14 protein-coding genes are annotated in these 12,557 nt (G+C 73.4%); 5 read left to right on the forward strand and 9 right to left on the reverse strand.

Annotated features, from left to right (window positions below; all coding sequences use genetic code 11):
- Positions 1–92: 92 nt before the first annotated feature.
- The 4 genes from ACIGXJ_RS22065 to ACIGXJ_RS22080 all read right to left on the reverse strand — a co-directional run bounded on the left by ACIGXJ_RS22065 (position 93) and on the right by ACIGXJ_RS22080 (position 2,331).
- Positions 93–692, reverse strand: a complete 600-nt coding sequence (locus ACIGXJ_RS22065; RefSeq protein WP_399647923.1) for a hypothetical protein — start codon at positions 690–692, stop codon at positions 93–95.
- Between the two features lie 77 nt (positions 693–769).
- Positions 770–1,222, reverse strand: a complete 453-nt coding sequence (locus ACIGXJ_RS22070) for a helix-turn-helix domain-containing protein (protein ID WP_399647925.1) — start codon at positions 1,220–1,222, stop codon at positions 770–772.
- Between the two features lie 68 nt (positions 1,223–1,290).
- Positions 1,291–1,890, reverse strand: a complete 600-nt coding sequence (locus ACIGXJ_RS22075) for a DinB family protein (RefSeq protein ID WP_399647928.1) — start codon at positions 1,888–1,890, stop codon at positions 1,291–1,293.
- 96 nt (positions 1,891–1,986) lie between these two features.
- A complete protein-coding gene (locus ACIGXJ_RS22080) occupies positions 1,987–2,331 on the reverse strand; it encodes a winged helix-turn-helix transcriptional regulator (RefSeq protein WP_399647930.1) in 345 nt (114 codons plus the stop codon).
- Between the two features lie 69 nt (positions 2,332–2,400).
- Here ACIGXJ_RS22080 and ACIGXJ_RS22085 point away from each other — a divergent pair, with 69 nt between their 5' ends.
- The 3 genes from ACIGXJ_RS22085 (at position 2,401) to ACIGXJ_RS22095 (ending at position 5,351) form a co-directional block, all read left to right on the forward strand.
- A complete protein-coding gene (locus ACIGXJ_RS22085; protein WP_399647933.1) occupies positions 2,401–3,291 on the forward strand; it encodes an NAD(P)-dependent oxidoreductase in 891 nt (296 codons plus the stop codon).
- A 193-nt stretch (positions 3,292–3,484) separates the two neighbouring features.
- Positions 3,485–4,324, forward strand: coding sequence for a nitroreductase/quinone reductase family protein (locus ACIGXJ_RS22090; protein ID WP_399647936.1), 840 nt, complete (start codon positions 3,485–3,487; stop codon positions 4,322–4,324).
- 64 nt (positions 4,325–4,388) lie between these two features.
- Positions 4,389–5,351 carry a zinc-binding dehydrogenase gene (locus tag ACIGXJ_RS22095; protein WP_399647939.1) on the forward strand — a complete coding sequence of 321 codons (963 nt, stop codon included), beginning with the start codon at positions 4,389–4,391 and terminating at the stop codon, positions 5,349–5,351.
- Between the two features lie 34 nt (positions 5,352–5,385).
- On the opposite strand, the gene ACIGXJ_RS22100 is transcribed toward ACIGXJ_RS22095, so the two are convergent.
- From ACIGXJ_RS22100 to ACIGXJ_RS22110, 3 genes are all read right to left on the reverse strand, one after another.
- Positions 5,386–7,533, reverse strand: coding sequence for a phosphotransferase (locus tag ACIGXJ_RS22100; RefSeq protein ID WP_399647941.1), 2,148 nt, complete (start codon positions 7,531–7,533; stop codon positions 5,386–5,388).
- 215 nt (positions 7,534–7,748) lie between these two features.
- A complete protein-coding gene (locus ACIGXJ_RS22105; protein WP_399647944.1) occupies positions 7,749–8,582 on the reverse strand; it encodes an HAD family hydrolase in 834 nt (277 codons plus the stop codon).
- Positions 8,531–9,409, reverse strand: coding sequence for a GntR family transcriptional regulator (locus tag ACIGXJ_RS22110; RefSeq protein ID WP_399647947.1), 879 nt, complete (start codon positions 9,407–9,409; stop codon positions 8,531–8,533). The genes ACIGXJ_RS22105 and ACIGXJ_RS22110 overlap by 52 nt, the downstream gene beginning before the upstream one ends.
- A 179-nt stretch (positions 9,410–9,588) precedes the next feature.
- On the opposite strand from ACIGXJ_RS22110, the gene ACIGXJ_RS22115 reads away from it, so the two are divergent.
- A complete protein-coding gene (locus tag ACIGXJ_RS22115) occupies positions 9,589–9,777 on the forward strand; it encodes a hypothetical protein (protein ID WP_399647950.1) in 189 nt (62 codons plus the stop codon).
- Positions 9,778–10,037: 260 nt separating this feature from the next.
- Here ACIGXJ_RS22115 and ACIGXJ_RS22120 read toward each other — a convergent pair whose 3' ends face one another.
- Positions 10,038–11,291, reverse strand: coding sequence for a GNAT family N-acetyltransferase (locus ACIGXJ_RS22120; RefSeq protein WP_399647952.1), 1,254 nt, complete (start codon positions 11,289–11,291; stop codon positions 10,038–10,040).
- Between the two features lie 68 nt (positions 11,292–11,359).
- Complete coding sequence (locus ACIGXJ_RS22125) at positions 11,360–11,968, reverse strand: aerial mycelium formation protein (protein WP_399647954.1); 609 nt, start codon at positions 11,966–11,968, stop codon at positions 11,360–11,362.
- A 160-nt stretch (positions 11,969–12,128) separates the two neighbouring features.
- Here ACIGXJ_RS22125 and dtd point away from each other — a divergent pair, with 160 nt between their 5' ends.
- Positions 12,129–12,554, forward strand: a complete 426-nt coding sequence (gene dtd / locus ACIGXJ_RS22130) for a D-aminoacyl-tRNA deacylase (RefSeq protein WP_399647956.1) — start codon at positions 12,129–12,131, stop codon at positions 12,552–12,554.
- Positions 12,555–12,557 lie beyond the last annotated feature (3 nt).

The following is a 12,557-nucleotide window of genomic DNA, read 5'->3' on the forward strand; positions in this document are numbered from 1 at the left end:
CCCGGTCACCGTACCCGCAAGCCCGGCCCCGCTACCCGGACAACGGGCCGAGCACCCGGGAAGTGCCCGGCCCGCCCTGCGGGACAGAGTGATCACTCGGCGGGCGGCGTCGCCTTCTTCGCGGCCGGCTTGCGGGCCGGCGCCTTCTTGGCGGGGGCCTTCTTCGCGGGCGCGGCGGCCTCGGCCCCGGCGGGCGCGACCGGCTCGGCGGGCTCCGGCTTGACCGTGACCGGCTCACCGCTCGGCTCGACGGCCACGGCGAGGTCCTCGATCTGCTCCGCGGCCTCGCCCCGCCAGGACCGCACGGCCAGCTCACCGTGCTCGGCGACCTTCTCGTAGGTCTCACGGGCGCGGACGGCGTACTCCGCGGCCACGCCCACCCCGCGCAGCGCGAGGTCCTGGGCGGACTCGCCGAGCTTCTTCAGGTCGCCGTCGAGGGCGCCGAGGAGTTCGGTGACCTTCGTCTGCAGGGTCTCCTGGGCCTCCTTGGCGCGCGCGGCTGCGCGCTCCTGGACGACCTTCGGGTCGGTGTTGCGCACCGCCTCGATCCGGGCCGGGGCCTCGGTGCGCAGCTGCTCCACCAGGCCCGGGACCTTCTTCGCCTGCTGCAGGGCGAGGTCGGCGGTGCCGGCGGCGAAGTAGAGCGGGGTCGGGTCGCTGAGGGTCTTGCGCAGGTCGTCGGTGATGGCCATGGTGAGGGTCCTCCCGGATTCGCGTTCGGCTGAGGGTTCGGTGGGTCCGCGGTACGTCGGCCGGTCCCCTGGTCCGGTCAACCGGCCGACTGCCGCGGCTCTCCGTCGGCGGGGCCGCCGTCCTTCCGGACGTCGGTGCCGTCCGTCGGGAAGGCGTCGGTGCCGTCCACCCGGACGGCGTCGGTGCCGTTCTCCTTGCGGAACGACTCGTAGATCTGCAGCAGCGTCTGCTTCTGCCGCTCGTCGAGCGTGGGGTCGGCGAGGATGACGGCACGCGTCTCCACCTCGTCACGGCCTCGTTCCGCGTCCAGGATTCCCGCGCGGACGTACAGCGTCTCCGCGGAGATCCGCAGCGCCTTGGCGACCTGCTGCAGCACCTCCGCGCTCGGCTTGCGCAGCCCGCGCTCGATCTGGCTCAGATACGGGTTCGACACCCCGGCGGCCTCGGCGAGCTGCCTGAGCGACAGTTGCGCGCTGCGCCGCTGCTCGCGCAGGTACTCACCGAGGTTGCCGACATTGAGCGATGCCATGGCTCCACTGTGCACCCATCGCGCTAACAATTGCAAGCAACCCGCTTGCAAGAGTTACTCGGAGGTGTTCAGCGCCCCTCGGCCGCCTTCCGCGCCTCCGCCTCCAGCCGTTCCCGATGACGCTCCCACCAGGCCGGGTCGCCGGACGGCAGGCTGGTGTTGGTCTCGTCCATGCCGACGGAGCCGTCGATGAGCTCGCGGAGGATGTCGGCGTGGCCGGCGTGCCGGTGGGTGTCGGCGATCACACGGGTGACGGCGTGGTGGAGGGTGACCTCGTCCCGGCCGTCGGGCCACCAGGGGACACGGCCGACCGTGTCCAGCGCGAGCGCCTCGATCGTGGCGTCGGCGTGCGCCCAGGCCCGGCGGTACAGCCCCACGATCTCCTCGCGGGACTCCTCCGCCGTCGCCCACATGTCGCCGTTGTCCTCGGCCGCTCCCTCCAGCCAGGGCAGCGCCTCGCCGTGCGGCCGGCCGAAGGTGTCGCCGAGGTAGCCCAGCTCGACGGTGGCCACGTGCTTGACCAGCCCCAGCAGATTGGTGCCGGTCGGGGTCATCGGGCGGCGGGCGTCGTACTCCGAGAGCCCCTCCAGCTTCCACAGCAGTGCGTCGCGGGCGGACTGGAGGTAGAAGCGGAGGGCGACCTCGGGGTCGGGATCAGCTGGATTCATGGGGCCAGTGTGCCGGGGAGGGGGAGCCGGCCCCTACCCACTTTTTTGTGGGTACTTGGCGGCCGCCGGGCCCTGCGCGACGCTGGTCGCAGGTGATCAGGAGGCCGCGGCCGCCAGTCGCTCCAGGCGACGGTGGCCCCAGTCGGAGAGGGGGGCGAGGGCCTCGGAGAGTTCACGGCCGAAGGCGGTCAGCGAGTACACCGTCTTCAGCGGCAGGACGTCGTACACCTCGCGGTGCACCAGACCGTCCTCCTCCATCTCGCGCAGTGCCTGAGTCAGCACCTTCTCGCTGAGGCCCGGCAGCCTGCGGCGCAGTTCGCCGGGGCGGTGCGGGCCCGACTCCAGCAGCCACAGCAGCGCGGTCTTCCACTTGCCGTCGATCACGGCGATCGCGGCGGTCACTCCGCAGACGTTCGGGTCCTGGGCCCGGCTGCGCGTCATCCTCGCCCCGTTTCTTCTGCGTTGTTCCTGCGTCCGGTCAATTGTGCAGTTTTCCAGAGGAGTTCAAGCATGTCCTTCTACGACGATCAGTCCGCCGTCACCGTCATCGGCCTGGGCCCGATGGGGCGGGCGCTGGCCGGGGCCTTCCTCGACGCGGGCAGGCCGACCACCGTGTGGAACCGTACGCCCGGACGGGACGCGGAGCTGGTCGCCCGCGGCGCGCGGAGCGCCGGGTCGGCCCGTGAGGCGGTCGAGGCGAGCCCGCTGACCGTGGTCTGCGTGGTGAACTACGACGCCGTGGACGCGGTCCTGCGGCAGGACGAGGTGGCGGCCGCGCTGAAGGGGCGCACGGTCGTCAACCTCAGCGCCGACACCGCGGCCCGGGCCCGTGACCTGGGCGTATGGGCCGCCGAGCACGGGGTCGACTACCTCGACGGGGCGATCATGACGCCGGCGCCCAGCATCGGCACCGCGGAGGCGGTGTTCCTGCACAGCGGGCCGGCCGCGCTGTACGAGCGGACGCGCGAGGTGCTGGGCGCGCTCGGCGGCACCCACACGCACGTCGGTGAGGAGATCGGGCGCGCGGCGGCGTACGACCTCGCCCTGCTGGACGTGTTCTGGACGGCGATGTCCGGGTACGCCCACGCGCTCGCCATGGCACGGGCGGAGGGCGTGCTGCCGCGGGAGCTGGCACCCTTCGCGCAGGGCATAGCGGCGATCCTGCCGCCGCTGTTCGAGGAGTTCGCGGGGGACGTCGAGGACGGGACGTACTCGGGGCACATCAACCCGGTCACCTCGGCCGTGTCCACCATGGCGCACATCGTGCACGCCTCCGAGGCGCACGGCATCGACGCGAGTGTGATGCGCGCGACGGAGGGGCTGGCCCGGCGGGTCATCGGGCTCGGGCACGGCGGGGACGGGTTCATGCGGGTGGCCGAGCTGCTGGGGCGGCGCGGCTGAGAAGCGGCCGAATTCCCGTGGCGCTCCGGCCGCTCCCCCGCTAGCGTGGCGATCATGACTGCCGGGTCGGCCAAGTGCCGCGAACGAGTTGGGTGTTGCCCGGCCTCTGAGTGAGGCCGGTGCGGACCAGGGGTCCGCCGTCTCTGTCTCTCCTCCCCGTCCCAGGAAGAGAAGCGAGCGACAGAGAGACAACATGCCCAACGATTTCAATCAGCGTGTCATCGACGAGTTCCGCGCCCGGCACGGGCACGTCGGCGGGCCCTTCGAGGGAGGCCGGCTCCTGCTGCTGACGACCACGGGCGCCCGCACCGGGCGGCCCCACACCACCCCGGTCGGCTATCTGCCCGACGGCGGCGAGCGGGTCCTGGTGATCGCCTCGGCCGGCGGCGCCCCCCGGCACCCCGACTGGTACCTCAACCTCCTCGCCCACCCCGAAGTGACCGTCGAGAGCGGCCTCTTCACCTACCGGGCGCGCGCCGTGCCGCTGGTGGGCGAGGAGCGGGACGCGGCCTTCGCGCGGGCCGTGGAGGCGGATCCGGGCTGGGCCGAGTACCAGGCGAAGACCGAGCGGGTCATCCCCGTGGTCGCCCTGCACAGCGCGAACGACGGGCCGCCGCGGGTCAACGCCCGCTCAGCCGCGGAGGCCGTCCAGGTCGCCCACGACGGCTTCCGCCGCGAACTGGCCCTGCTGCGACAGGAGATGGACACCACGGGGGCCGGCCTCGGTGCCCAGCTGCGGATCAACTGCCTCACCTTCTGCCACGGCCTGCACAACCACCACATGGGCGAGGAGCTCATGCTCTTCCCGTCCGTCGAGGCGGAGCACCCGCGGGCCGCGGCGGCCCTGGTGCGGCTGCGCTCGGAGCACGAGCGGATCGCCGTGCTCGTCGAGGAGCTGCGCCGGGTCGTCGCCGGCGGCGACACCGCGACCGCCCGCGCGGAGGTCGAACGGCTGACGCGCGAGCTGGAGGCCCATCTCGCGTATGAGGAGGAGCACTTGCTTCCGCTGCTGGTCGACCGGGGCAGGGCTTGACCTCAACTCCGCTTGAGGTCGAAGACTGCGGGCACGGCAACAGATCACCTCCTGGGGAGAAGCCATGCGCGCAGTGCACGTGACGGAGTTCGGCGGGCCCGAGGGCCTGGTCCCTGTCCGGCTGCCGGACCCGGTCCCGGGACCGGGCGAGGTGCTGATCGAGGTGGCGCACGCCGACACGATCTTCCTGGAGACGCAGCTGCGGTCCGGCTGGGGCCAGGAGTACTTCCCGGTGCGCCCGCCGTACGTCCCCGGGGGCGGGGTCACCGGTGTGGTGCGGGCGCTGGGGGCCGGGGTGGAGGAGACCTGGCTGGGGCGGCGGGTCGGCGCGTTCGTCACCGGCAGCTACGCCGAGCTGGCGGTGGCGGGCGTCGACGCGCTGACCGTCGTACCGGACGGCCTCGACCTGCTGACGGCCGCCGCGCTGGTCCACGACGGGGTCACGGCCTGCGGGGTGATCGAACGCACCGGCGTGGGCGCCGGTGACCGGGTCCTGGTCCTCGGCGCGTCCGGCGGCATGGGCACCCTGTTGGTGCAGCTGGCCCGCGCCCGCGGCGCCCGTGTGGTCGCACCCGCCCGTGGCGCGGCCAAGCTGGCCCTGGTGCGGGAGCTGGGCGCGCACGAGACGGTCGACCTCACCGCCGGCGACTGGACCGAGCGGGCCCGGGTCGCGCTGGGCGGCGCGGCGGACGTCGTCCTGGACGGCGTGGGCGGCTCCCTGGGCGCGGCCGCGTTCGCCCTGGCCGCCGACGGCGGCCGCTTCTCCGCCCACGGCGCCCCCACCGGCGGCTTCGCGCCCGTCGACGCCGACGAGGCGAAGCGCCGGGACATCACCCTCTACGGCATCCAGGACTACCGGTACGCCCCCGCCGACGTGCGCCGCCTCACCACCGCCGCGTTCACCGAGGTGGGGGCGGGCCGGCTGCGGCCGGTGATCGGCGAGGTGTTCCCGCTGGCCCGCGCGGCGGCGGCGCACGCGGCGATCGAGGGGCGGGGGCTGGTGGGGAAGGTGGTGCTGAAGGTGTGAAAGCCGGCCCGGGCCGTGCGCGTGCGAGGCCCTCTCAGGCCAGTGCCCGGACCAGGCACGGCCCCGCGGTCCGCGGCCGGCGCAGCCCCAGCGCGGCCAGCGCGGCCGCGAGCGTCATGGCGTAGGAGTCGACGGCCCGGCGGACGTTGGGCACGTCCAGGCTCGCGCCGCTGACCAGCCGGTCCAGGTCCACGTACGCCGACCGGACGATCTCCAGCCAGCGGTAGACCCGCCAGTCCTCGGCCCAGCCGCGGGTGCACTCCTCGGGCATCCGCTGCGCCCAGCGGCGGATCATGCGGTCGCGGATCTCGGGCCGGGTCGGCGTCAGGTGCAGATGCCGGACGAGGTCGTGCAGCGGGTCGCCGACCAGGGCCATCTCCCAGTCGATCAGGGTCAGCGCCCTGCGGTCGGGGCGGCGTACGAGGTTCCACGGGTTGAGGTCGCCGTGCAGCAGTACGGGCGTGCGCCGCGCGACCGCGTGGCGCGCGAGGATCTGCCGCAGCCGGGGGGCGTCCGGCAGGCCGAGGGAGCGGGCGAGGTGCTGGGTGCGGTCCGGCAGCCCGGCGACCAGGACGGCGAGCTGGTCGCACAGCCAGGGGTGGAAGCCGCCCTCGCCCGCGGTGGGGTCGATCTGCCGGCAGTCGACCCGGGTCAGCTCGCACAGCTGGTCGACGAGCCCGTCCGCCTCGTGCGGCAGCAGCCCGTACACCGGGTGGGCGGGCGGCCGGTCCAGGTCGCGGGGGCCGACGTAGGTGTGGACGGCGAACGGCTCGCCCTGTCCGCAACGGCCCAGGGCGAGGACCCTGGGCGCGGCGACGGCGGCGCCGGACGCCTCTACGGCCCGCAGGACGGCGTGCTCGCTGAGGTAGCCGGTCTCGCGCCGCTCGACGTGGCTCACCTTGCGCCGTACGACGACGGGGAAGCCGACGCCGGGCACCTGGACGACCGTGTTGAGGTGCGCGGTGCCCTGGAGGACCCGTTCGGCCGGGGCCGCGCCCTCGGCGAGCAGCGCGCGCGTCACCGCGTCGGCCGGGAAGCGGGGGTGTTCGCCGACGCGGGCGTCGGGCTCCCAGGCGACGGTGAGCACCGGCCGTCCCGGGGTGCCGGCCCGCGACGCGCTCCAGCGGTGCAGGATGCCGGCGATCTCCCCGAGGCCGGGGCGCCGCCGGAGCCCGAGCGGCCCCTCGGCGTCCGCCAGGGCCCGGTCGACGGCGCGCGCCGCCGCTCGCAGGCCCGGGTCCCCGGTGGACCGCTCCAGGGAGCGCGCGGCCCGGATGACCTCGGCGTAGGCGGACCGCGCGCGCTCGAAGTCGACGTAGTGGCCGAGGTCCCGGCCGACGCCGTTCAGCGCGGCCGGGCGCACACGGCCCATGGCGTCCGTCCACGCCTCGATCACCTCGTCCCACTGGGCGGCCGGGTACCGCATGCGCCACAGATGGGCCGCCAGGTCGTGCAGGGGGTCGCCGAAGCCGGCCGTCTCCCAGTCGATCGGGACGAGCGGGGCGCCGTCGCCCGCCGGGACGATCACATTGCCGCGGTGCAGGTCGCCGTGGAACAGCCCGTACGGCCGCCGGGCCAGGGCGGGGACGCGCTCGGCGAACCGCGGCAGGGCGTCCTCGGGCACGCCGAGCGCCTTGAACAGGCCCCCGTAGGCAGGCCAGTTGGGGCGCCGGACCTGTAGCTCCGCCAGATGTGCCAGGCCCCGCAGGAAGGCCCGGCTGTCGGTGTGGTTGCCGGGCCGGCCGGCGGGCAGGGGCGGTACCGCGGACCGGCGCACCCGGGCCGTGCCGGCGAGCAGCCGTGTCAGCTCCGCGACCAGCAGGGTGTCGACGGGCTTGCCGTCGGGGCAGAGCGCGGCCAGGGTGACGCCCTCGACGAAGTCGAGGACCGCGACGCCGTCGCCCTCGGCGAGGCACCGGGGCACCTGCGGCAGGACGGTCCGGGCCGCCGCGTGGACCGCGGCCTCCCTCGCCCAGGTCCTGATCGCCACGGCCGGCGCGTCCGTACGGAGTACCCGCACGGTCACCGGCGTTCCCGGGCCGCGGCCCACCCAGGGCGCCAGGTCCTCGGGAAGCGTCAGCAGGAAACTGCGGTGGTGCCGGCCGCCGCGCTCCACGCCCTCGGCGGCGGCGCGCTCGGCGAACGCCTGGAGAACGCCTCCGGGTACAGGAGGTACGTCCACTGGCCGCTCCGAGGGCTGTCACGAGAGGTAGGGCAAAGGTAAGGCTCGACAGTCACAGCCCACGACCGGGGCCGGGTGCGAGTGGGCGCAACGGGTGGTCCGCCACTCTTCGGCATGAGGTCGTTCGAAGCTGCTCGACATGCCCCGGCCTCGTGCGGACGGGGAGACGGCTCGCGCGGTGCGGGCATGCTAACGCGTCGGGTCCCCGGGCGCGGTCATGGCGCCCCTGCCGCCCGGTCGCGTCGGCGGACGGCGTCCAGCACCGGTTCCAGGGAGTTCACCACGGTGGTGGCGCCCGCCTCCCGCAGCCGCTTCTCCTTGCGGAGGTTGCGGGCGTAGCCGAGGAAGGGGACCCCGGCCGTCGCGGCGGCCTGGAAGTCCGTGGCCGTGTCGCCGATCATCAGGGCCTCCTCGGGGGCCGCGCCGGTGGCGTTCAGCGCCAGGTGCAGACAGTGCGGGTGCGGTTTGAGCAGATGGAGGTCGGCGGTACGGCCGTAGATGTACGGGAAGCAGTCCGCGAGGCCCCGGCCGTCCAGGTAGGCGCGCACTCCGCGCGGGGAGTTGTTGGTGGCGACGGCCAGCCGGACGCCGACCGCCGCCCAGGTGCGTATCAGCGGGTCGGCGAAGGCGGTGGGCATCGCGGAGGAGACGGCGCGCAGTTCGTGCCGGGTGAGGTGCTCCTCCAGCTCGGTCAGCAGGTCGCTGCCGGGGTGCCGGCGGTCCACCGCGCGCAGCACCACGTGCGGGTCCGCGGTGTCGCGTTCGCCGTCCTCCAGCAGCCCTCTGAGCCCCTGTCCCTCCAGCCACTCCACCAGTGCGCGTGCCACGCGCCGTGCCGAGTGGCCGGCGAAGAGACGGCAGACGGGGCCGTCGAAGTCCCAGAGGACCACGCGGGCGCGGCCGATCAGCTCGTGCAGCGCCTTCGTGCCGGAAACCGCGTCGTAAGTCGCATCGGAAATCGCATCGGAAATCGCGTCGGAAGTCGCGTCGGAAGTCACTAGGAGAGTGTCAGGTCCGTGGTGATGGTTTCCCAGAGGGCGTTGAACCACAGCTGCGACTGCGCCACGAACGCCTCGTCCCGCTGTCCGCTGCGCCGGTCGAAGGAGAACAGCAGCGACTCGGTGCCCAGCACGTCGTACATGTCGAGGGTCTCGCCGTCGGTGGTCTCCTCGCGGCGGGCGACCATGTAGTAGGCGAGCAGCGCCTCCGTGCCGTTGAGCAGGTACAGCTTCACCGGCGGGGTGAAGGGCAGCGCACGGAAGGCGACCTTGACGTCGATGCCGTGGGTGGCGCGCAGGGCCTGGAGGTTGTGGCGCAGGACGTGGCCCTGGGCGTTGCGCTGGGCGAGCCAGCGCTCGTGGACGGGGTCGTCGTCGCCGCTTCCGCCGACCGGCACCGGGAAGGCGAGGTTGATCTTCCGGGAGGGCAGCAGGATGCGTACGTCGATGGACTCGGGGCTGATGCTGCCCTCGTGGATGCGGCGCAGCGGCTCGCCGAGGGCCAGCATCAGGGTCTCCGCGGTCAGACAGGCGGCGTCGATGCGGACGTGCCGGGCGGAGAACGCCTCGGTGAGGCGGGGCGCGAGGGCGACCATGGTCGGCTGCGGCTCGGCCTGCGCGGGGGTGGGCTCGGCGATGCGCGGGGGGCTGCCCTTGCTGACGTTGCTCAGCAGGCCGTCCTCCTGGAGGGCGCGCAGTGCCTGGCGGACGGTGCCGCGCTCCACCCCGAACTCCTCGGCCAGCTCGGCCTGGGTGGGCAGGCGGTCGCCGGCCCGCAGTTCGCCGCTCCGGATCCGCTCGCGCAGAGTGCCGGCTATCTCCTGGGGCGTGCGCCTTCTGCTGCCGTTCACCGCCACGTTCTCCTGGGTCACGACCAAACGCTACAACTTCCACCCATCTATGGGGAGTTGCTTGAAAGTTGTTTATGAGCACCGACCAAGTGGGGACAACTTAATCAGAGTTGGCAACCAACTCGGCCAAGTTGGCGGAAGCTTTACCTCCCACTTCCCGGGCCTCCGCCCCTGGCTTCCGCCTCCTGCCCGAAGGGGGAACCACCGTGCCCGTACTCGCCCTCCTCACCGCGGTCCTCGTCGTCGCCTTCGAGCAGCTCGTCGAGTGGAAGTACGGCCCCACCGGGATCGTCGGCCTGCTCCTGCTCACCGTCGGCCTCAAGGCGAAGAACCCCGCCGTCAGCTCCGCCGGCGCGGTGGTGCTCGCCCTGCTGGTCACCGGGCCGGCTCTGTGACGCCTTCACCGGCAGGTGGTTATGAGCTGCCTCAAGTGGGCATGACTACCGTTGAGTTGGTCGCCAACTTGAGCGACCTGGTCACACTTCCGGGGGAGTTGGCCCGGTCGGACTTCCTCCCGGAGGGGAGCCGGAAGCCCGGCCCACGCACAGTCACAACTGAACACCGGCTACGGATGAGCACAGCCACAACCGAAGAGCACAGCCACAACCGAACAGGCAGTCGGCGGAGCGGGGTCGCGCAGAACAGGAGGCACCGGTCAGAACACGTCCGGGCACCAAGGCCGCCGGGACGTGCGCAGCAGGGCGTCGGCCAGCCGGGCGGCGCCCGCTCGCTGTTCCCGTACCCGCCCCAGCGCGGCCAGCCGCACCGCCGACTCGTCGCCCAGCCACAGCGCGCCCAGCTCACCGGCGCCCAGCACCAGATCGGCGTCCCGGCCGGTCGGCGCGCAGGACGCCCCCTCGGCGGACGCCTCCAGCAGATAACGCCCCGCGGTGAGCCCGTCCGGGTCCGCCACCTCCAGCACGAGCGTGCCCTCACCGCCGTAGGTACGCGCCTGAAGCGCCCGTACGACGTCCAGCACCCGCACCCACAGCCAGTCGGCCTGCGTGGTGATCCGGGCCGCCCGCGGGTCGGGCAGCAGCAGCGGCAGCAGGTCGTCGGGGGCCCGCCAGCCGGACTTGACCTGGGTGATCCAGTCGATCGAGCAGAGGTAGTGCCACAGCGCCCGCTCGGCGGCGGGGCCGGCCGCCACCAGCCAGTTCACGCTCGCCGTGTTCTCCGGCTGCTTCGCCTGCCAGTTGTCGTCCGAGCGGTACGACACCATGCCCTCGACCTCGCCCCGCGCCGACCGGTACACGGCGAAGAACGGCTCGTTCCACGGACTGCGGCCGAGCCGCAGCGCACCGGTCGCCACCTGCCACCACCGCTCGCCCCGGTCGATCGCGCCCGGCTGCGCCCGCCGCACCCGCTCGTGCAGCTCCGGCCCCAGCTTGCGCACGTCCGCCGGGTCCACGAGGTCCACCCGGCCCCCGTCGTCCGGCCCCGACCAGCGCGGGTCGAGCCCGGTGCGCCGCACGTCGACCGTCCACTCGGCGGCCCAGGTGGCCGGGCCGAAGCCGAAGCGGCCGTAGATCGGGTACTCGGCGGCGATCAGCGTCGCCAGCACGTCCCCGCGCTCCTTCGCCGCCGCCAGGTCATGGGCCATCATGCGGCTGAGCAGACCCCGCCGCCGGTGGGTCGGCGACACGGTCACGTTGGAGATGGCGTCCGCGGCCACGACCGCACCGCCCACCGCCGTCACCTCCTGCGCGAAGGACCGGAAGGTGGCCACGCAACGGCCGTCCTCGAAGGCGCCCAGCGTGCGGGCCGGGTCGATGTACGACGCCCGGTCGGCGACCTCCTCCTCGGAGCTCTCGGGCGCGCGCAGGAAACCGGTGTTCAGGGCACGGCTCCAGTCGGCGATCTCGGACGCGTCGACGGGGCGTACGGCGATGTCGGTGTGGCCAGTCATGGGCCCACGGTAGGTGCGGTCCGGGACGCTGTCGCCCGTATTTCCACCTGCGGAAACACGGGCGGTGCTCACATCAGCAGGTCGTCCACCTGGGCCAGTCCCTCCCGGTACCGGCGGGCGATCTCCGCGCTGCACGCGTCGGTGGTGTGCTGCAGCCCGGCCCGCCGCCGGGACACCTGCTGCTCGTACCGTACGAGCCGGCCCATCGCGGCGTTCAGTTCCGGATCCGTGCGCGCGGCGAGGTCGGACAGCTCGACCTCGCCCAGCATCTCGGTGGCGAGCCGCCGGTACTCCTCCCCGTGCGGCGTGCCCAGCGTAACGTGCCGGGCCGAGGAACGGTGCCGGGCCGGCGCGTCGGTGAGGATCTCCGGCAGCCGGTCGACCACGGACGCCTCACCCGGCTGCGCGGGCACGGCCGCCGGCCTCCGCCGGGCCAGCTCCGCGCGCAGGATGTCGATCCGTCCCTGCAGCAGCCTGCGCACATAGCTGAGGTCGGCCTCGTCGCGCTGCGCGTCGCGACGCAGCGCCCGCAGCTCGGGCAGGCTCAGCAGGTTCAGATCGGGCGCGGCGGGCTCGGCGCCCAGCGCGCCGCCGGCGGCTCCTGCGGAACCGTCCGTGCGCTGCACGGGCGTGCGCTGGGTGGTCATGCCCAGCTGCCCGGTGCTCGGTGTGCTCATGTGCCTCTACCGTCCCCTCGACCGGCGTGTGGGAAGCATCGTGCCACCCCAACCCGCCGCAATGTGACCGAGTGCCCCCGAACGGCCCCAGATGGGCTCTTAAGGAGCGAAAGGAAAACGACCGCACGGCACGTCCGGACGCCACGGCATGATGGTCCGCATGCGAGCAGTGGTACAGAGGGTGGACGGCGCGAGTGTCGTCGTGGACGGCGAGACGGTCGGGGAGATCACCGGCGAGGGTCTGTGCGTCCTGGTGGGGGTGACCCACGAGGACACCAAGGAGAAGGCGGCCCAGCTGGCCCGCAAACTCTGGTCGATCCGCATGCTCTCCGACGAGAGCTCGTGCAGCGACATCGACGCCCCGCTGCTCGTCGTCAGCCAGTTCACCCTGTACGGCGACGCCCGCAAGGGCCGCCGCCCCACCTGGAACGCCGCCGCGCCCGGTGACGTCGCCGAACCCCTCGTCGAGGAGGTCGTCGCCCAACTCCGCGCCCTGGGCGCCACGGTGGCGACGGGCCGCTTCGGCGCGAAGATGCGCGTGTCCCTGACGAACGACGGCCCGTTCACCGTGCTGCTGGAGATCTGACCC

Source organism: Streptomyces sp. NPDC053367 (assembly GCF_044545925.1).
Lineage (GTDB): Bacteria > Actinomycetota > Actinomycetes > Streptomycetales > Streptomycetaceae > Streptomyces.